This is a genomic window from Cobetia sp. MMG027 (assembly GCF_027947415.1).
Classification (GTDB): Bacteria; Pseudomonadota; Gammaproteobacteria; order Pseudomonadales; family Halomonadaceae; genus Cobetia; species Cobetia marina.
Genome location: NZ_JAQJIO010000007.1, coordinates 54453 through 73195 on the forward strand (window position 1 = coordinate 54453; position 18743 = coordinate 73195).

Below are 18743 nucleotides of genomic sequence, written 5' to 3' on the forward strand. Positions count from 1 at the left end.
TCCGGGGCTACCGTGGACAAGACGGTATGGGCGACATGCAGATTACTGCTTGGCTGCCATGTAGCGTTCGAATTCTGCGCGGGCCTCGTCCGTCGGCGGATACAGGCCGATCACGGGCGTGCCGTTACGGACTTTCTCCAGCACGTAATCTTCGAAATCTTCCATCTGACTGGCTTCCTCGGCGATCTCGTCGGCCAACTCAAGCGGGATGACCATCACGCCATCGGCGTCGCCTACCAGCACGTCGCCCGGGAAGACCGGCACGCCGCCGCAACCGATCGGCACCTGCAACTCTACTGCATGGTGCTTGGTCAGGTTGGTCGGGGCGCTGGGCTTGGCGCAGAAGATCGGCAGGTTCATCTCGGCAGCGGCGCCGGAATCCCGGATGCCGGCATCGGAGACGAAACCGGCGCACTGACGATACTCCAGGCGGGTCAGCAGGATGCTGCCGGCGCTGGCGGCCGAGGCATCCTGACGGCAGTCAGACACCATGACATGCCCGGACGGGACGGTTTCCACCGCCAGGCGCTGCGGGTGCTTGGGGTCGCGGAAGGCGGCGACGGTGTCGATGTCTTCGCGTGCCGGGATATACCGCAGTGTGAAGGCCTGGCCCACCATGTGGGTCGTCTTGCGGTTCATCTGCACCACGTTCTGGATGAAGGTGTTTCGCAGGCCACGCTTGAAGAGCAGGGTGTGCAGAGAGGCGGTGGAAGCGCGCATCAAACGCTCGCGGGTCACGGAGGAGAGCTCGGCGTAGCTGGCGTGCTCGGTAGAAGTAATGGCAGTCATATGGCGTCCGTCGTCAGTCTATGGGTAAGGAGGCTCGGCTCTCGGCAACGTGCCTGGCCAGAGTGATCAGTCGACACGTGCGTCTGATGGGGTTTCCGAGATCACTATAGGGGGCTTGAGATGACTGATCAAACAAATATTGACAACTTTGGATGATCAATAAGTCTAGTGTCGGAAGCGAAAATGGCACTCATCACCATGGCTGACCGGCATGGCACGCGAAGGACGTCGTGGGACACGCGAGCGTCACGTTCTGCTCTCGTTACTCGTAATATCGCTCAATATTTTGATATTAGTGGATTTATTTTGTGGGTGTCAGTGCGAGAGGTGGTCTCGCCCAGTCCCACGATACGGCTTTCCGGTGAGGAAGCATGTCGGTGGCAGGAAGCAACATGAGCCGGCTCGTCATCGCCAGCGACATAGGTCGCATGGCAGCACCTGACACAAGTTGTCATATTTTGTCGGTGGGTGTTGTCCGCCCCTTTTTTGACCGTCAAGGAGATGACATGGAAGCGACATGGCGCTGGTTCGGTCCCGAGGATCCCATCACGCTCGAGGAAATTCGTCAGACTGGCGCGACAGGTATCGTCACGGCGCTGCATGAGATACCCAATGGCGAGGTCTGGCCGTTGGCCGCCATTCGCGAGCGCAAGGCGCAGATCGAGGCGGCCGGTCTCAGGTGGTCGGTGGTCGAGAGCATTCCGGTGCATGAGAGCATCAAGCAGGCAGCGCCCGGCAGTGATCGCCATATCGCCAATTACCAGCAGTCGCTGCGCCATCTGGCGGAGTGTGGCATCACCACGGTGTGCTACAACTTCATGCCGGTACTGGACTGGACGCGCACCGATCTCGCCTGGCAGCTGCCGGAAGGTGGCACGGCCCTGCGCTTCGATCAGGATGCCTTCGCAGCCTTTGATCTCTATCTGCTGGAGCGCCCCGGCGCCGAGCGTGAATACACCAGCGAGGAGCAGCAGGCCGCGCGGCAGCATCTCGAGACGCTGGATGAGGCCGGTCGCGAGAGGCTGATTCGCACCATCATTGCAGGACTGCCCGGTGCAGAAGAGGGCTACAGTCTGGCGGAATTCCGCGCCGCGCTGGCAGCCTATGACGGAATTGACGCCGCGCGCCTGCGCCAGCATCTGGCCACCTTCCTCAAGGCCATCGTACCGGTGGCGGAAGAGGTCGGCATTCGACTGGCCATCCACCCCGATGATCCGCCGCGGCCGATGTTCGGCTTGCCGCGCGTGGTCTCGAGCATGGTGGATGCTGATTGGCTGCTGGGTGTCGTGCCCAGCCCGGCCAATGGCCTGACATTCTGTACCGGCTCCTACGGTGCCAATCCGGATATCGATCTCAGCATCATGGCGCGCCGCTTTGCCTCTCACATCCACTTCGCTCATCTCAGAGCCACCGGGCGTGACAGCGAGGACAAGCGCTCCTTCCATGAAGCACAGCATCTCGAGGGCGATCTGGACATGGTGGAGATCATCCGTGTGCTGGTGGCAGAAGAGCGCCGCCGCCTGGCGTCTGGTGGAGCCCCCCTGCCGATGCGCCCGGATCATGGCCACCACATCCTGGACGATGCACGCCGCGAGACCCGCCCGGGGTACCCGCTGTATGGGCGCATGAAAGGGCTGGCGGAAATCCGTGGCCTCGAGATGGCGATCCAAAGACTGGCCTGACGGCGGGTACGCCACTCAAACAAGAACGGCCACCCCGGTGTCTAGACCGGGGTGGCCGTTCTTGTTCATGAGGCCAGACAGACAGGTCTGTCTGGCCAGGGGGCTGCTAGACGAAATCGGGAGCGATCAGGCGCGGGATCGCCAGCACGAATTCCGGGAACAGGATCATCAACACGATCACGGCCAGCATCACGCCCAGGTACAGCATGGTGGTCGCCATGGCCTTGAGCAGGGGGATGCCGCCGATCTTGGCGGAAATCATCAGACATAGGCCGTAGGGCGGCGTGATCAGCCCCAGGCCCAGCGCCATGACGCCGATGACACCGAACTGCACGGGGTGCACGCCTGCCGCCATCGCCAGCGGGTAGAAGATGGGTGCCATGATCGCCATGGCGGGCAGGGCGTCCATGAAGGTGCCGATCACCAGCAGCACGATGGTCATCACGATGAGCAGCACGGTCGGGTCCGTGATGCTGACGCCCGCCATCAGCTTCGGCGGAATCTGATAGAAGCTGATCAGATACCCGAAGATGGCCGCGCCCACCAGACTGAACAGCGACAGCGAGCACAGCCTGACGGTGTCGGTGGAGGCATTGAGCAGCTTGGTGAGATCCAGCTCGCGATAGATCACGAAGCCCAGCACCAGTGCGTAGACCACCGCGATCACCGCGGCCTCGGTCGGCGTCACGATGCCCAGAGTGATGCCGCCGATGATCACGATCGGAATCCCCGAGGCCAGCAGACCATCCTTGCCGGAGCTTGCCAGCTCCTTGAGGGTGGCACGCTTGCGTACCGGCACGTTGTAGCGGCGCACGTAGCGGGTATTGAGCAGCAGCTGAGCCACGCCGATCATCACGCCGGGCAGAATGCCGCCGAGAAACAGGCCGGCGATCGACGTGTTGGTCAGCGCACCCCAGACGATCATGTTGATCGACGGCGGGATGATGGTGCCCATCACGGAGGAGGCGGCGGTGACCGCGACGGCGAAGCTGACCGGATAGCCTTCGCGCTTCATGGCCGGAATCAGTACCGTGCCCACGCCGGCACTGTCAGCGGTGGAGGAGCCGGAGACCCCGGCGAACAGCATGCTGACCAGCACATTGACGTGGGCCAGCGCACCACGGAAGTGGCCGACCAGTCGCATGCACAGCGTGATCAGGCGGTCGGTAATCCTCGCGGCATTCATCAGGTTGCCGGCGAGCAGGAACAGCGGCACGGCCAGCAGCACGAAGGAATCCATGCCGTTGTACATGCGCTGGAACATGATCCAGTAGGTCAGGCGCGGGTCCAGCAGGATCAGCGTGGTCGCCGTCAGCACCAGTGCCATGGCGATGGGAATGCCGATCACGATCAGGATGCCCAGCACGCCGAACAGCAGCCAGGGCATCAGGTAGAGCCAGTCCATTGGCATCATGGCAGTGTTCTCCGATCAGTGGCGTCATGAGCATGGCCGGCGATGACGGGGGACAGGACGGCCTGCGTCTCCTCCGGCGTCACCAGTTCTTCCGCTTCGTTGGGCGTATTGAGTGCCGCTTCCATGGCGGTCATGCCGTACAGCCAGGCATGCAAGAGTCGCTGCAGGCTGAACAGCACGATGAAGACGCCACTGACGGTGAACACCGAATAGACGTAGATCATCGACAGCCCCGAGGCCATGGCACTGCGGCGCAGGCCCGACAGCGCGAAGTCCTTGCCGTGGACGATGAACAGCACCCCCAGCAGCAGGCAGGCGAGATCACGGATCCAGCGCGTGACGAGGTCGGCGCGACTGCCGCGAGGGAAGGCTTCGAGCACGAAGTGATCGGCATGCAGCACCCCGACGGCGGTGCCCAGCATCACCATCCACTGGAAGGCGAAGCGGCTGAATTCCTCGGTCCAGAACAGGCGAGGCAGGAAGGCCAGGTTGCGACTGGCGATCTGATAGATGATGAAGACGATGAAGCTTGCCAGCAGTACCAGCAAGACGAGATAGAGCAGACGTTCGAGCGTCCGATTCAGGCGTGAGAGCCCTGCGAGCACAGAAGGCATGGCACTGTCCTTTCAAGAAGAGTGCGAGGGACGGAGAGCGACGACACGAAAGCGATGACACGCGAGGTGACGTGCGCCAGGGGCAGAGGAAGGTGGCGGGGCACCTGTCCTGAGGCCAGAGATGGCTGCAGGTGAGGCGCCCCGCCTGACATGCCTTATTTGACGGCGCGTACCTTGTCGTAGATGTCCTGCAGGCCCATCTCGGCGATCACTTCCTTGAGCGGCTCGGCGACGATCTCCTGCATGCGCTCACGGTCGATCTCATGCAGCTTGGCACCCTGCTTCTCCAGCTCCGCGAGGGCTGCCGCGTCCTGTTCCAGCTGCACCTTGCGGGCGTAGGCCGCCGCTTCGTGCGCGGATTCCATCAATGTCTTCTGCTGCTGCTCATCCAGGTTGTCCCAGGACATCTTGGACATGGTCAGCAGGCGCACGGTGATGTCGTGCTCGGACAGCGCGATGTTGGGGGCGACTTCGTGGAAGCGCATGCGCAGTGTCCATTCCGGCTCATTGAGCAGGCCGTGGATCGCGCCCAGCTGGATGGCGGTGTAGATCTCCTTCCAGGCCACCACGCTCGGTTCGACCCCGAGTGCCTGCCAGGCGACGATCAACGGCTTGGTCGGATTGGTGCGCAGCTTGAGGCCCTGCAGGTCATCGAGTGAGGTGACTTCGCGCGAGCTGACGATGTGACGCTTGCCGCCACCGAAATAGGCCAGCACCTTTACATCGGTCTCGTCACTGATCTTCTGGGCGATTTCTTCCCCGACCTCGCCATCCAGCACCTTCTGCCAGTGGTCGACATCGCGATACAGGAAGGGGATCGTGAACACGTTGGCGGTGGGCGAGAAGTCGGTGATCAGCCCGGGGCTGACGATGGACATGTCCAGCGCGCCGGCCATCTGCTGCTCGAACATCTCGGTTTCATGGCCCAGCACCGAGTTGCCCATGATGGTCATGGTGATGTCGCCATCGGTCTTCTCGGCGAGCAGGTCGCGCAGGCGCTCGGCGCCGAGCTGGTAGGCGGTATCTTCGGTGCCGGCGTGGCCGAAGCGCAGCTCCATTGCCTGGGCACTGGCCGAGAAGCCGAGCGTGGCGCCCAGCAGGGTGCCGGTGGTGGCCGCGACGGCCAGGCCCTTGCTCAGCCCTCTGGACAGTCGGGCGCCCACAGGTGAGCGCTGGGAAATGGCAGGGGTGGACGTAGTTGGATTGATCCAATTCAGCATGATGGCGTTTTCCTTGGCGTTGTTTGTTGTTGTGCCTTGCGTCTTTCTGTCTTTCCGTCTTGCAGTCTTGCGGCTTGCCAGACCGGCAGTCTCCAGACGGCCGGTCCATGCTCGGGGGTGCGCGGCTAGTCGATGCTCTCCAGGCATGACTCGCCGTTCAGAGAAAGCGTTGGCGTCAGTCCGGGCGAGGCGTCTCGACGATGGCGTCGTCAGGGCTCCCGCAGGAGCGGCGTATCTTGAGTTCCGGCGGCATGATGACGCTTTCTCGCTCGCCGCCGGGATTGGCGATCCGTCGCAATGCCAGTCGCGCCGCCTGCTCTCCGATGGCGTAGGGGTGCGTGGCGATACTGGTCAGGGGCGGGTCGCCCAGTTCGGCTTCCTCGACATCATCGGTGCCGATCACGGCACAGTCGCGACCGGGTTCCAGCCCCATCTGGCGCAGGCCCAGCATGGCACCGAAGGCCACGAGGTCGTTGTGGCAGACCACGGCCGTCGGGCGAGGGCTTTCCTGCATCAGGGTCTTGATCAGCTCATGGCCGACGCGCCGCGTCACGCCATTGCCGCGCACCAGGCGGCGATAGCTCAGGCCGTGATGATCCAGTGCGGCCTGATAACCCAGCCAGCGGTCATGACTGACCGAGTGGTCCGCGCCGCCGATGAAGGCGATGCGCTGATGGCCCAGGCTGACGAGGTGATTGACGGCCATCTCGGCCACGCGCCGGAAATCGGTGCCGGCGTAATCGAAGGGCGGGGCGTCCAGATAGCGCATCACCTGGATGCAGGGCATGCCCCAGTCGGCCAGTTGATGGATCAGGTTCGGGTCTGAGTGTTCGGCGGGGCACAGCAACAGGCCATCGACACGATGTTCACGCATGCGCTCGATGAAGCGCTGCTGACGCTCAGGGGAATCCTCGCTGTTGGCGAGAAATGACACATAGCCTTCCTGATGCAGGGCGGCATCGATCCCCGCGACCATGGAGCCGAAGAAGGGGTTGGCGATGTCATAGACCACCACGCCCAGGGTCGCGGTGCGGCTGCCGCGCATGGCGGCGGCGCCACGGTTGTAGACGTAGCCCAGTGTCTTGATGGAGTCCTGGACCTTCTCGCGGGTGCGTTTCGCCACCAGCGGGCTTTCGCGCAGCACCAGCGAGACCGTGCTGCGCGAGACCTTGGCATGTGCCGCGATATCCTGAAGCGTGATGCTGCTCGAGGCGCTCTGTGATGACGGGACCTGTGATGACGGGGCCTGCGATGACACCGTGGCATCTGCCTTGGCCGGCGGTGTCGTGATGGGATCTTTCATGGCGTCTTCCCTGGGCGTTTTCTTGTTGTCATCCCGAACTCATTGCCGGGGTGGAGACGTTTTTGGATGGTTCCAAATCCATGTCCAGAGCATAGAGCAATTCGCCCGCGCTCCCCTCAGCACTTTGGTCTGGCAGCCATGTGTCGAAGGGGCGGCGTCACCGGCATGCCGGCCACCGGTTTGCCGGCCACCGGTTTACCGGCGCGTCCAGTTGGCTTCATTGACCGCACTCAGCGGCGATTTCCCCGCCAGTGCCAACAGCAGGTTGTCCAGCGCACGTTGCGCCATGGCGCGGCGTGTCTCGTGGGTGGCAGAGCCGATGTGCGGCAGCGCCACGACCTGTGGCATGCGCGTCAGCGGTGAACTTGCCGGAAGCGGCTCCTGCTCGAAGACATCCAGCCCGGCGCCGCGGATACCGCCACGCTCGAGACACTCGATCAAGGCCGCTTCATCGATGACACGCCCGCGGGCGATGTTGATCAGGATGGCGCTGGCGGGCATCAGTTCCAGCTCACGCCTGCCGATCAGGCGTTCGGTCTGCTCGCTGAGCGGGACGGTGACGCAGACGAAATCGCTGGTCTTGAGCAAGGTGTCCAGCTCGACGCGGCTCGCGCCCAGTTCGCTCTCCAGCGCAGGCTTGGGGGAAGCATTCGAGTACTGGACCCGCATGCCGAAGCCGAGTGCACCGCGCCGCGCGATCGCCGCGCCGATACGGCCCATGCCCACCATGCCGAGTGTCTTGCCGTGCACGTCCGTACCGAAGTGAGGCGGTGTGAGGCCATGTGTCCATTGGCCGTCGCGCACCATGTTGGCCAGCTCCACCGCGCGTCGTGCCGTGGCCATGATCAACAGGAAGCCGACATCGGCGGTGGTCTCGGTCAGCACGTCCGGGGTGTTGCACAGCAGGATGCCGCGCGCGTCCATCGCTTCAAGCGGGTAGTTGTCATAGCCCACGGAGACCGTGCAGATCACCCGCAGTGCGGGGGCGGCATCCAGCAGCGCTTCCGTGATCCTGTGTCCAGAGCAGATGAGTCCATGGGCATCGTGCAGGGCGTCGTGCAGTGCCGCATCCAGCGCCTCGGCGCTGTCATGCCCCTCCAGCAGCACGACGTCATGCCGCTCGCGCAGGGTGGCCATCTGCTCATCATCCAGTGCCTTGAGCACCACGACCTTGCGGCGGGTCACGCACTCGTCAGCGTCACTTGTCATTTGGCTGCTACCTCGGGCCGAGTAGTGCTGTGCATGCATCCTTGCCTCCTTGAGAGCGTGGGCGATGAACTGACCGGCAGGCTGCCGTCAGGGGCGTATCGCCACTGGTTGTCATTGGAAACTGGCCGCGAACTCAGGACACGCTGACGGCATCACCCGCTTCGAGCGCCTTGAGCGTCGCGCGATCCGGCAGGCCTTCCATGTCACCCCGCACCTGAACGGCACGGCTGCCGAGCAGATTGGCGCGATGCATGGCGTCTTTCGGGGAGAGCCCTTCAAGCAGTGCGCTGACGACACCTACCGCAAAGGCGTCGCCTGCCCCCACGGTATCGACGACCTTGTCGACCCGCAGGCCCGGAACGCTGAAGGCGGCTTCCTGGCCGCCGATCATCCCGCGGTAATAGCTGCCCTCAGGGCCCAGCTTGATGATGACGGCCTTGGCACCTTGCTCGAGATAGTGGCCGGCGATGGCCTCAGGTGTCTTCTGGCCGGTCAGTCGCTCGCCTTCCGCAAGCCCCGGCAAGACCCAGTCGGCGCGACTTGCCAGCTGATTGAGGGTGTCGCGCATCTCCTGCTCGCTTGACCACAGGGTAGGGCGCAGATTGGGATCAAAGGAGATACTGGCACCGGATTGACGGGCCTGTTCGAAGAGATGGAACGATAGTTCACGACAGCTGGGGGAGATGGCCGGCGGAATGCCGGTGGCATGCAGGTGGCGCAGCGCGCTGAAGTCGATGCCATCGGCGTCACTGGCATTCATGCGGCTGGCGGCGCTGCCCTGACGGAAATACTCGACATGCGGATCTTCTCCCTGGCTGGCGCGTGCCTTGAACATCAGGCCGGTAGGGGCATCGCCGTCGCGGGTCAGGTGGCGACAGTCCAGCCCGTTGTCTTCCAGGGTCTGGCGCAGATAGCGCCCGAGGCTGTCGTCGCCCACGCGGCTCAGCCAGCCGACATGAAATCCCAGCCGGGCGAGGCCGATGGCCACGTTGGTATCGGCGCCGGCGATGCGTCGCTCGTAGTGCGAGACCTGTGCAAGATCGCCCTCGCTTTCGGCGACCAGCAGCGCCATGGCTTCGCCAAAGGCGAGGATTTCCAGTGGCGAGGAAGAAGAGAAAGAGGCGGGCGTCGATGACGCGTTGGCTTGCTCAGACATCATGGCGTGTCCTGTGTAGTTGGAGCCGTTCCTTGTGCTTGTCCTGCATGACGACACGGCTGGCGAAGCCGCGCCGTCATGGAAATTGCCGTACTGCGCATTGTCGATCAGACGTCACTCACTGCACGTCACTCGTGCAATGACTCAGAGCTGGCGCTTGCCGTCCACCAGACGCGGCAGGCCCTGGGTGCCGTCACGCAGGGTCGGGCTCAGCAGTGCCTCGGGCAGATCCTGATAGCAGACCGGGCGCAGGAAGCGTTCGATGGCCGCGCTGCCCACCGAGGTGGTGCGGCTGTCAGAGGTTGCCGGCCAGGGGCCACCGTGGACCATCGCCTTACAGACTTCGACCCCCGTCGGCCAGCCATTGGCGAGAATGCGACCGGCGCGACGCTCGAGCACCGGCATCAGGGTGCGGGCGGCGTCGATATCGGCATCGTCCAGGTGCAGAGTGGCGGTCAGCTGGCCTTCCAGGTGCTCGCAGACCGCACGCATCTCGTCCAGATCGCGACAGGCGATGACCAGCGAGCTGGCACCGAAGACTTCTTCCTGCAATGCGGATTCACTCAGGAAGTCGCTGCCGGTGGTGCGGAACAGCGCGGTCTGACACGGACTTGCGTTGTCGCCATCCAGTGCGCCGCGCGCGACTTCCTGTACCTGGGGCAGGGCGGAGAGCTTCTCCACGCCACCCCGGTAGGCGTCGTGGATGCCCGGCGTCAGCATCGTCTGGCAGGCACTGGCCGCGACATTGTCGGCGGCGGTCTTGAGAAAACGCTCCAGCGCTTCGCCTTCGAGGGCCAGCACCAGTCCCGGGTTGGTGCAGAACTGGCCGGCGCCCATGTTGAGCGAGGCGATGAAGGCCTGTCCCAGCCCTTCGGCACGGGCTTCCAGCGCGGCCGGCATCAGCAGTACCGGGTTGATGCTGCTCATCTCGGCGTAGACCGGGATCGGCTGAGGACGTGCCTGGGCGGTCTTGAGCAGTGCAGTACCGCCACTGCGTGATCCGGTGAAGCCTACGGCCTGAATGCGAGGGTCATTGACCAGTGCCTGACCCAGGGTGTTGCCGCTGCCGTAGAGCAGTGAGAAGACGCCTTCCGGCAGGTTGCAGCGCTTCACGGCACGCTGGATGGCGCCGCCGACCAGCTCGGACGTCCCCGGGTGAGCGGAGTGTGCCTTGACGATGACCGGGCAGCCAGCCGCCAGTGCCGAGGCGGTATCGCCACCGGCCACCGAGAAGGCCAGCGGGAAGTTGCTGGCCCCGAAGACGGCGACAGGGCCGAGGCCGATGCGACGCTGGCGCAGGTCGGCGCGCGGCATCGGGCTGCGTTCCGGCATGGCCGGATCGATGCGCACATCCAGCCACTCACCGGCGCGCACGACGCCGGCGAACAGGCGCAGCTGACCGCAGGTACGGCCACGTTCCCCTTCCAGACGAGCCCGCGGCAGGCCGGTTTCCTGAAGGGCGCGCTCGGTGATCTGCTCGCCGATGGCCTCGATTTCCTCGGCGATGGTCTCGAGGAAGCCGGCGCGGGTTTCAGCATCCGTTTCCCGGAAGCTGTCAAAGGCGTCGTGTGCCAGCTGGCAGGCCAGCTCCACCTCACGGGCACCACCGGCCGGATAGCCCGGCGCCAGGCGCTCACCGTTGGCAGGATTGATGGCGTGTACCGGCTTGCCGTCGGCCAGCAGACTCTGCTGTCCGATGATCTGGTGGCCGCGCAGTGTCGTCTGATCGGAAGGTGACATAAGGCGTCTCTCTTTTCGTGGGGCGTTCTTTTCGTGGGCACAGTCCGCAATGTCCCGCCTCCATCGCCCTCATGGGGCGCGACGCGGGACAAGGGAATGCTCGTCTCGACTGACGGTGCATGGCGGGACTGTTGCGTGCCGACATGTCATGAGGCCGAGGGCGAGACATTCAGGCTGCTGGGGCGCGTCTCATGGGCGCGATGCCGTCGTGGGCGGTATGCCTCACGGGCACATCTGGCCGCCATTGATGTCGATCACCTGGCCCGTGATGTAGCCACTGGTGGCGTGGGAGGCGAGGAACAGGAAGGTCGGTGCACATTCCTCGGAGGTACCGAAGCGGCCCATGGCGATGCTGCCGGCGATCTTGGCACGCAGCTCTTCGCTCTTGTCGGCGTGGAAGACGGTATCGATGGTGCCCGGCGACACGATGTTGAAGCGCACGTTGTCCTTGGTGAATTCCTTCACCCAGTTGCGGTGCAGGTTGTGCAGCATGGCCTTGGTGCCGCCGTACAGGGAGGCGCCGAGACCACCGCCCTCGCGGCCCGCGATGGAGCCGGTGCTGATGACGCTGGCGGTGGTGCCGGAATCCTTGGCGGAGGCCTTCAGATGCGGCATGGCATATTTGGTCGTCATGATCGCGGAGCGCAGGTTCAGATCCATCACCAGATCGAAGGCGGCATCGTCCAGGCTCTCGAGTCCGGCACGCACGCCCAGGCCACCGGCGTTGTTGACGAGCACGTCCATGCCGCCGAAGGCCTTGGTGAAGTCTTCTATCAGTGCAGCGCAGCCTTCGCTGGTGGACAGGTCGCGCGCGAAATATTCAAAGCGGGCGCCTGTGGCTTCCATCTGGGCGATGGCGTCGCGAGCGGCGTCATCCTGCTGGCGGCTGTTGATGCCGACCACTGCCCCTTCACGGGCGAAGGCCACGGCGGCTGCCAGACCAATACCCTTGGTGGAGCCGGTGATGAGGACTTTCTTCTGCTTGAGATCGGTGAACATGTGGGATTCCTGACGGTGGAAAGCCGTACGCTCTTGGAGGCGGCATGGCGAATGAAAGGTGGAGGAAGTTGCGGCGAGCATTGGCTCCCTCTCGGCACGAGTCACCTTAGCCCAGGCAGACACGATCGACAAACAAATAATGACAACTGGCGAGTAGTGCTTTAGTGCAGTTCGCCATTGGGTATCTCAGGATCACCCGCCAATGGCACCTGGCAGGACGCGGGCTGGTTTCGGGACAGGGCAGGCGAGCTTTCCTGGAATGAAGGAAAGGGTGATTTGTCGTGAATTGACAGATAAACAAGTAAAATCAATAAGTTATTCAGGTTTATCGTGGTCAGCCATACGCAGGATACGCCGTGGATTGCGGCCATTGGATAAGGGTCTCGCTAGCCCGGTTCGGCTATCCTAGAGGTAGATCCCGTCAGACCCCTACGACAGCCAACCCTTACCTCCCTCCTGATGCTCATTTTTGGATTGGTCTAAAGTTCAAGTTGTCATAACTTGTAAAATTCGTGCATCCCGCTGACACTGATCTCAGTGCCTGGGGCAGCCAACGCCAACCTTCATGACGCTGTCCCACGCTGCAATGCTGCAACAGACATAGCCACGCAACGCCTCCATAACAAGACAACGAGAGAGTCTTCGCCATGCGTAAATTGTCACAAGTCCTCTGTGCCTCCGTGCTGACCCTGTCCGCCTCCGCGGTGATGGCAGCTGACTACCCCTACAAGCCCATCACGCTGATCGTGCCATGGTCTGCCGGTGGTGGCAGCGATGCGGTCGGCCGTCAGCTGGCGGCGGGTCTTCAGGAAGAGCTCGGTCAGCCTGTCAATGTGGTCAACAAGACCGGCGGTTCCGGGGTGGTGGGTCACATGTCCATGAAGATGGCGCGCCCCGACGGTTACACCCTGGGGCTTGGCACCGCAGAGATTGCCACCTACCAGCATATCGGTACCGCGCAGCTGTCCTATGAGGACTTCACGCCCATCGCGCTGCTGAATCTGGATTACGCCTCCTTCACGGTGAACGCCGATTCCGAGTGGAAGACCCTGGATGATGCGCTGTCGGCGCTGAAGGCCAATCCGAGCGATTACACCGTCTCCGGCTCCGCGCCCGGGGCTGCCTATCATCTGTCCTTCGCCGGCTTCCTGGATCAGCAGGGCATCAATCCGAATGACGTGACACTGGTGCCCAGTGAAGGTGCCGCGCCGGGTCTGCAGGAGCTGGCAGCCGGTGGTGTGGATATCGTGTTCTCCTCGCTTCCGGAAATCGAGTCCATGCGCAAGTCCGGACGCGTCAAGGCGCTGGCGGTGCTGGCCAATGATCGCGTCGATTCCTTTGAGGATGTGCCTTCTGCCAAGGAGCTGACCGGCTCCGAGTGGAGCCAGGGCTCCTGGCGTGGCCTGGTCGGGCCCAAGGGGCTGCCGGAAGAGGTGACCGCACGCCTGTCGGAAGCCACCGAGAAGGTCTGGAAGTCCAAGCAGTTCCAGGACTTCATGTCCGGTCGCGGTTACGGCACCGTCTGGGAAGATGCCGAAGGTTTCCGTGCCTTCATGAAAGATCAGGATGAGAAGAACGCAGCCACCATCGAAAAGCTGGGCCTGGCCAACTGAACGCGCGGGTCGCCGTGAGCGTCTGCCATTCAGCGTGTTCGACCGTTTCTTCCTGAGTCTTCATGAGTAACCGCACATGCGTACCAACGACAAGGTCACGGGTGTGGTGACGGCAGCCTTCGGGGCTGCCGTCATATATGCCTCCCTCGACTTGAAGAACCTGCCGCGCCAGGAATATGGGGCCGGTACCTTTCCCACGGTCATCGGCGCACTGCTGATGCTGTTCGGAGCCATCCTGCTCGTCCGTGGGCTGCGCAATCGTGAAGTCTGGTTTGCCTGGCAGCACCCTGTGCCGCTGATCACCTTCATCATGACATTGGCGGCCATCTGTGCCTCCATCGTGGCCTATATCTACCTGACGCCAGTCATCGGTTTCCCGGTGGTGTCCTTCGTGCTGCTCACGTTGCTGCTCTATGCCTTCCATCATCGTCGCTGGTTGCCTGCCGGGGGTATCGCGCTGGTGGCCACGGGAGTGATCTGGGAAGTCTTCGGCCAATTGCTGCACGTTCCGCTTGAGCTGGGCCTGCTGGAAAAGGTGATCTACTGATGAGTGACTTACTGCAAGCCGCCACGATGGTATTCACTTGGGAAGTGATGCTGATCATTCTCGCCGCGTCGCTCTTCGGGCTCTTCATGGGGGCAATTCCGGGACTCACCGCCACCATGGCCACGGCACTGCTGGTGCCGGTCACCTTCTTCATGGAGCCGCTGCCGGCCATCGCCGCCATCGTGTCCGCGACTGCCATGGCCATCGTGGCCGGCGACATTCCCGGGGCGTTATTGAGGATTCCCGGCACACCAGCCTCGGCGGTCTATACCGAGGAAGCCTATGCGATGGGCAAGCAGGGCAAGGTCGGGCTGGCACTGGGGCTGAACGTGACCTGCTCGATGATCGGTGGGGTGATCGGGGTGATGATCCTGGCCTTCTTCGCGCCGCGCATTGCCGAGTTCGCCATCCAGTTCACCAGTGACGAATATTTCTGGCTGGCTCTGCTGGGGCTTTCCTGCGCGATCCTCGTCTCCGGCAGTGACCCGCTCAAGGGCGGAATCTCGATGCTGGCGGGGCTGGTCATCGCGATGGTGGGCATGGACAGCGTCTCGGGTCAGATGCGTTTCACCTTCGGCAACTATGACTTATTGGCCGGTATCTCCATTCTGCCGGTGCTGATCGGACTGTTCGCGATTTCCGAGCTGATCCGTCGCATGCCGGAAACCCGCAATGCCGCGCCGCTGGTGCCGCCCGTCATCAAGCGTCCCTTCGAAGGCGTTGGCGCAGCGCTCTGGAAATACAAGGGTGGTGTCCTTCGCGGCGGTGCCCTGGGGACCGTGATCGGGGCCTTGCCGGGCGCCGGTGCCGATATCGCGTCCTGGATCAGCTACGCCGTGAGCCGCAAGCTCTCCAGGACTCCGGAGAAGTTCGGCAAGGGACATCCGGAAGGCCTGGTCTCGGCCAGTTCCGCCAACAATGCCTCGTTGTCCGGTGCCTATATTCCGGCACTGGTCTTCGGGATCCCGGGGGATACGGTCACGGCGATCATCATCGGCGTCCTGATGACCAAGGGCATCACGCCGGGTCCTGACGTCTTCGTCGACCAGGCACCGTTGGTCAATGCCATCTTCATGGTCTTCGTGCTGGCCAATCTGCTGCTGTTGCCACTGGGCTTCATGGCGATTCGCGGCGCGCGCCACATCCTGTCGATTCCCACCGGTATCCTGTTCCCGCTGATCCTGATGTTCTGCATCGTCGGGGCGTTCGCGGCCAACAATGCGATGTTCGATATCTGGATCATGCTCGGTATCGGCCTGGTGGGCTTCTTCATGGCCGAGAACGACTTCCCGGTCGGGCCGATGATTCTGGCGGTGATTCTGGGGCCGATCGTCGAGAGCAACTTCATGCGCTCGATTCTCAAGTCCAATGGGGATCTGACGGCCTTCGTGGATCGCCCCATCGCCATGGTACTGGCGATTGCCGCAGTGGCGGTCTGGACCATGATCATCGTCAACGGGGTGAAAGCAGGGCGTCGAGTACCGCAGACACCGGCATCGGAACTCCCTCAGGATGCCTGAGTGAGATGACGCGTCGGACCGAGAGGGACTTGCGGGGGAGCACCCATTGAGGGGGCTGCCCCGTAGCCTTTCCTCATGCGGCAGGGTTTCCGGTAGAATCGCACACCATCTGACATGCCTGAAGGTGGACCAAGAGTGATGAGAAAGGGCGACATGACACGATGAGTGACGCAGCCAAGCATTCACTGTCGTTGGTGGTCTACGAGAAGATACTCGCCGCCATCATCAGCGGTGACTATCCCGTCAACAAGAAGCTGCCGACCGAGGCGCGCCTCTGCGAGCTGTATGAGGTATCCCGCCCGGTACTGCGGGATGCCCTGGCGCGTCTGCGCGAGGACAATCTCGTCGTGTCGCGGCGAGGGTCTGGCAGTTTCGTCATCAATCGGCCTGACAGTGCCGTGCTCGAGTTCGCACGGATCTCCAGCATCGCCGACATACAACGCTGCTTCGAGTTTCGCACCAATGTCGAGGCCAGTGCGGCGGGCCTCGCCGCGCAGCGGCGCACGCCAGAGCAGCTGGAGCACATACGTCAGCGTTTCGAGGCCATCAATCAGGCCAACCTCAATCATGATCGCGCCTCCGAGGAAGACTTCGAGTTCCACCTCGCGATTACCGAAGCCGCCAGCAATCACTACTACGCCACCGTGCTGCGTTCGCTGAATCAGAGCATCAAGGAAGGCATGAATCTGACGCGCGGTCTGTCGCTGCGTGCCTCCGAGGAGCGTCTGCGGATCGTCCAGGATGAGCATCAGGCGATCATCGATGCGATCGCCGGCAAGGATTCACCCGCCGCGGAAAGCGCCATGCGTGCCCATCTCGAGGGGGCGCGTCGGCGTATGTTCGAGGGGGTGCACACGCCCTAGTCTCACAGGGGGCGGGCGCTCCACCTGCCATTTCAGCTCCACGACAATGCCTCTGATCATTCCCGGTCAGAGGCATTGTCGTCTCTGGAGCGCAATGCTGTCCCCGTGATGGCTGCGCTCGTCACTCGTCTGCCAGCCAGCGCCGTGCGACCGCGAAGGCGCGTGGCAGGTTGCGGCACCAGGTCAGCTCTCCCGTGCGCTTGCGAATGCCGGCCCGGCGCAGCTTGACGATCAGATGGCTGGGGAGCCCCGACAGGACCAGCGCCACGTGCTGGTGGCGCATGTCATCGATCAGTGACTGCAGAGCGACGATGGCCGTGCCGTCCATGCTGGGTACATCGGCCATGTCGAGAATCACGATCTGGACCTTGTCATCGACCAGGCGCAGCGAGGTCAGTGCCTTTTCCGCCACGCCGAAGAACAGGGGGCCGTCGATGTCATAGAGCGCAATCGCTCGGGTGTCTTCTCCCCGGGCATGCGTCTGGCGTGGAGGATCGCTCTCTGGCGCATCGTTCTCTGGCGTGTCTGTCTCTGGCATGTCAATGATCTGACGGGTCTGGGTGAGCTGCATCATGCGGCGGATGAACAGCGCCGCCGCCAGGCCGATGCCAACCGCCACCGCCAGTACCATGTTGAACAGCACGGTAAGGCCGAAGCAGATCAACAGGATCGCCACGTCACCGCCGGGGGCAGAGCGCAAGGTATGCACGAAGTGCCGAGCCTCGCTCATGTTCCAGGCGACGATGAACAGCAAGGCGGCCAGTGTGGCCATCGGCACTTTTCCCAGCAGTTCCGCCAGCGCGATCACCGCCAGTAGCACCACCGCGGAATGCACCACGGCGGCCAGCGGTGAGCGGGCACCACACCGGATGTTGGTGGCCGTGCGAGCGATGGCGGCGGTGGCGGTGATGCCTCCGAACAGCGGCGCCACCAGGTTGCCCAGCCCCTGGCCGATCAGTTCGGCATCCGGATCATGGCGTGTCCTGGTCAGTCCATCAGACACGACCGAGCACAGCAGGGATTCGATGGCGCCCAGCATGGCGATGGCGATGGCAGGCCCCAGCAATGCGCGGATCAGGGTGAAATCCAGTGGCAGTGGATATCCGTCCGCTCCGGGCAGGTGCCAGGGGGCCAGAAATGCCGGGGCAATCGGAGGGATGCCATTGCCACTGTCGTTCAGCGTTTCCCAGCTGAAGCGTGAGGCAATGGTCTGCACCAGCATTTCATGTGAGTCATCGCCCAGGCCGTGATTGACGGCGTAGGCGGCAAGTGCCCCGACGAACAGGCCCACCAGCGGCGCGGGAATCGGGAGGTGAAGTCGCGGCCATAGCAGCATGACCACCAGCGAAAAGACCCCGATGGACAGTTCGAAAGGATTCAGTGTCGGCAGGGCGGCCAGAATCTGACCGACGTTCTCCACGAAGTGCTCGCCGCGCTGACCGACACTCAGCCCCAGGAAGTCAGGCACCTGCAAGACAGCGATCACGACGGCGATACCCGCGGTAAAACCCAGCACGACGGGATAGGGCACGAACTGGATGAGTCGCCCCATGCGCGCCAGCCCCAGCATGACCAGTATGGCGCCCGCCATCATGGTGGCGATCAGCAGGCCACCGAGCCCGTACTGCTGAACGATGGGGAACAGGATCACCACGAAGGCCGCTGTCGGGCCGGAGACGTTGACGCGTGAGCCGCCCGTGATGGCAATGATCGCCCCCGCGACGATGGCCGTGTACAAGCCATGCTGTGGTGCGACGCCGGCGGCGATGGCCAGTGCCATGGACAGCGGCACCGCCACGGTGCCGATGGTCAGCCCGGCCAGGATATCCTGGCGGAGATCGGTGAGGCCGTAGCCTGAGTGCCAGGCGGAGCGCAGGCCGGTGGCGATGCGGGGGAGGCGCATGGGAGAGCGCTTGGGGGTCATGGTGGTGGGTCCTCGCGGAGGGAGACGCTACGCTGACTCTGGTGCTGGCGTGTCAGGGCATGGCGTGACATGTCCGAACACGACGAATGCATCAGGCAGCAGCAGGGCGGTCGTCCTGGACTGTCTGCCCTGTCATGACGATCTCATGAT

The 18743-nt window shown here is 63.2% G+C and carries 15 protein-coding genes; 5 read left to right on the forward strand and 10 right to left on the reverse strand.

Going from position 1 to position 18743, the window contains the following annotated elements:
- Window positions 1-42: 42 nt before the first annotated feature.
- Entirely contained in the window at window positions 43-789 is a 747-nt protein-coding gene (locus PJK54_RS10955; RefSeq protein ID WP_077377604.1) for a ribonuclease activity regulator RraA, read from the reverse strand.
- A 506-nt stretch (window positions 790-1295) separates the two neighbouring features.
- Here PJK54_RS10955 and uxuA point away from each other — a divergent pair.
- Window positions 1296-2471: a mannonate dehydratase gene (uxuA, locus tag PJK54_RS10960; RefSeq protein WP_271302822.1), complete on the forward strand. Its 1176-nt coding sequence runs from the start codon at window positions 1296-1298 to the stop codon at window positions 2469-2471.
- A 106-nt stretch (window positions 2472-2577) separates the two neighbouring features.
- Here the strand turns inward: uxuA and PJK54_RS10965 are convergent, their stop codons facing one another.
- From PJK54_RS10965 to PJK54_RS11000, 8 genes are all read right to left on the reverse strand, one after another.
- On the reverse strand, window positions 2578-3885 hold the full coding sequence (locus tag PJK54_RS10965; protein WP_084208372.1) for a TRAP transporter large permease: 1308 nt from the start codon (window positions 3883-3885) through the stop codon (window positions 2578-2580).
- Complete coding sequence (locus tag PJK54_RS10970; protein ID WP_271302823.1) at window positions 3882-4499, reverse strand: TRAP transporter small permease; 618 nt, start codon at window positions 4497-4499, stop codon at window positions 3882-3884. The genes PJK54_RS10965 and PJK54_RS10970 overlap by 4 nt, the downstream gene beginning before the upstream one ends.
- A gap of 155 nt (window positions 4500-4654) precedes the next feature.
- On the reverse strand, window positions 4655-5719 hold the full coding sequence (locus tag PJK54_RS10975; protein ID WP_271302824.1) for a TRAP transporter substrate-binding protein: 1065 nt from the start codon (window positions 5717-5719) through the stop codon (window positions 4655-4657).
- Between the two features lie 175 nt (window positions 5720-5894).
- Window positions 5895-7022, reverse strand: coding sequence for a LacI family DNA-binding transcriptional regulator (locus PJK54_RS10980; RefSeq protein ID WP_271302825.1), 1128 nt, complete (start codon window positions 7020-7022; stop codon window positions 5895-5897).
- Between the two features lie 195 nt (window positions 7023-7217).
- Window positions 7218-8231 (reverse strand): 2-hydroxyacid dehydrogenase, encoded by a 1014-nt coding sequence (locus tag PJK54_RS10985; RefSeq protein ID WP_271302826.1) that lies wholly within the window; start codon window positions 8229-8231, stop codon window positions 7218-7220.
- Window positions 8232-8364: 133 nt separating this feature from the next.
- The gene (locus PJK54_RS10990) at window positions 8365-9387 is read right to left on the reverse strand and encodes a sugar kinase (protein WP_176503916.1); all 1023 of its coding nucleotides are present in this window, start codon (window positions 9385-9387) and stop codon (window positions 8365-8367) included.
- A gap of 144 nt (window positions 9388-9531) precedes the next feature.
- On the reverse strand, window positions 9532-11127 hold the full coding sequence (locus tag PJK54_RS10995; RefSeq protein WP_271302827.1) for an aldehyde dehydrogenase (NADP(+)): 1596 nt from the start codon (window positions 11125-11127) through the stop codon (window positions 9532-9534).
- Window positions 11128-11349: 222 nt separating this feature from the next.
- Entirely contained in the window at window positions 11350-12126 is a 777-nt protein-coding gene (locus PJK54_RS11000; protein ID WP_271302828.1) for an SDR family NAD(P)-dependent oxidoreductase, read from the reverse strand.
- A gap of 647 nt (window positions 12127-12773) precedes the next feature.
- On the opposite strand from PJK54_RS11000, the gene PJK54_RS11005 reads away from it, so the two are divergent.
- From PJK54_RS11005 to PJK54_RS11020, 4 genes are all read left to right on the forward strand, one after another.
- Window positions 12774-13739 carry a Bug family tripartite tricarboxylate transporter substrate binding protein gene (locus tag PJK54_RS11005; protein WP_176503801.1) on the forward strand — a complete coding sequence of 322 codons (966 nt, stop codon included), beginning with the start codon at window positions 12774-12776 and terminating at the stop codon, window positions 13737-13739.
- 76 nt (window positions 13740-13815) lie between these two features.
- Complete coding sequence (locus tag PJK54_RS11010) at window positions 13816-14286, forward strand: tripartite tricarboxylate transporter TctB family protein (protein WP_084208377.1); 471 nt, start codon at window positions 13816-13818, stop codon at window positions 14284-14286.
- Entirely contained in the window at window positions 14286-15806 is a 1521-nt protein-coding gene (locus tag PJK54_RS11015; protein WP_271302829.1) for a tripartite tricarboxylate transporter permease, read from the forward strand. The genes PJK54_RS11010 and PJK54_RS11015 overlap by 1 nt, the downstream gene beginning before the upstream one ends.
- Window positions 15807-15967: 161 nt before the next feature.
- Window positions 15968-16669: a FadR/GntR family transcriptional regulator gene (locus PJK54_RS11020; RefSeq protein WP_077377578.1), complete on the forward strand. Its 702-nt coding sequence runs from the start codon at window positions 15968-15970 to the stop codon at window positions 16667-16669.
- A gap of 121 nt (window positions 16670-16790) precedes the next feature.
- Here PJK54_RS11020 and dauA read toward each other — a convergent pair whose 3' ends face one another.
- Window positions 16791-18593, reverse strand: a complete 1803-nt coding sequence (dauA, locus tag PJK54_RS11025; protein ID WP_271302830.1) for a C4-dicarboxylic acid transporter DauA — start codon at window positions 18591-18593, stop codon at window positions 16791-16793.
- Window positions 18594-18743 lie beyond the last annotated feature (150 nt).